Annotated in this window: 1 protein-coding gene; it reads left to right on the forward strand. The window is 46.8% G+C overall.

The features are described from left to right. Positions 1 to 1,267, forward strand: a 1,267-nt coding sequence (locus R7Q38_RS23725) for a CHASE4 domain-containing protein (protein WP_318114510.1), incomplete at both ends; no start/stop codon positions are given.

The following is a 1,267-nucleotide window of genomic DNA, read 5'->3' on the forward strand; positions in this document are numbered from 1 at the left end:
CCACTCAAGTCAGCAAGCTATAGCCGTAATTGACATGATGGTGACTCAGCAAGAAGGAAGTTCCTATGATTGGGCTTACTGGGATGAGACCTATGACCTTTTCGCACACCGTGACATCGCAGGTTACAGCGAACGCAACTTATATGTCGAAACCCTTGATGCGCTGAACCTCGATTTGATGTCGTTTATCACACTGGATGGTCAATCCTTAGTGTCATTGAGTCGTGAAAACACACCAGAGTCTTCATCCTCACTAAACAATAAAGTCGTGTCCGTGCCACTCCTCCAACAGCATATTTTGGCGATGAACAGTAAGCTTGATGTTCACCGCGAAAGTTTGGCGGGCATATTTAAGATCAATGACAACATTTGGGGGTTGAGCTTAGCTCCAGTTCGCAACAGCGAAGGAGATCGTCCTTCGAACGGCTGGATGCTTTGGGGACGCAATCTGTCTGAGCGTTTCCCTGGCGACTTTAAAGCGATGATGTCTGCCAGCAATACGCTCGTGACCAAGTCGTTTAATCCTGTCGATCATGCCAAAACTAAAAGCATCGATAAAACCTCAGAGTCCATCATCAAATGGACCCCAATCAGCGATCTCGCGGGTGAGCCGATTGCGTGGTTGAAAACACAAACCAAACGTGAACACTATTCAAAAGGTAATACGCTCTTTATTTACCTCTTTGCGACGGTTGGGGTGGTAGCGTCAGTCATTGCTACCAGCACGTTTTTCATCTTCAAAAGAAAGGTGGCAACACGCTTTAGCCACTTTGCCGAAGGCATTAACGAAATCGCCTCCCAATATCAGCTTGAAGGTTTGCAGTCCGTAAAGTTCGATGAGTTAGAACTCGCGACAAAGCTTGTGCAAAAGCTCTCTGAAAACACGTCTATGACTCAGTTACAGCTGAAAGACTCCATGGAGAAATTCGGCGCACTTTACCACAGCTCATCGTTAGGCATGCTGATCGTTATTGAACGTGAAATCGTCGACGCCAACCATCGAGCGCTTGAACTACTGAGTTATAAAAAGTCCGACCTTCTTGAGCAGCCATTAGACACGCTCTGCCCTACGACTGCTGATGAGTGTCGTGTTGATGCAATGTATCGAGAGCTTCAACATGGCCGCAATCAGTTTGAAGCACAGATGCTAGACAGCCATGGCGAAACCATCGATTGTTTAATAGAAGCAACACTGATTCAGCACAACGGGCACACCGCCTTGATGCTGCTGTTGCAAGATTTGAGTGAAAACAAACAACAAGCTGAG

This window comes from Vibrio sp. Vb0598, from assembly GCF_033338935.1.
In the GTDB taxonomy this organism is placed as follows: domain Bacteria; phylum Pseudomonadota; class Gammaproteobacteria; order Enterobacterales; family Vibrionaceae; genus Vibrio; species Vibrio alginolyticus.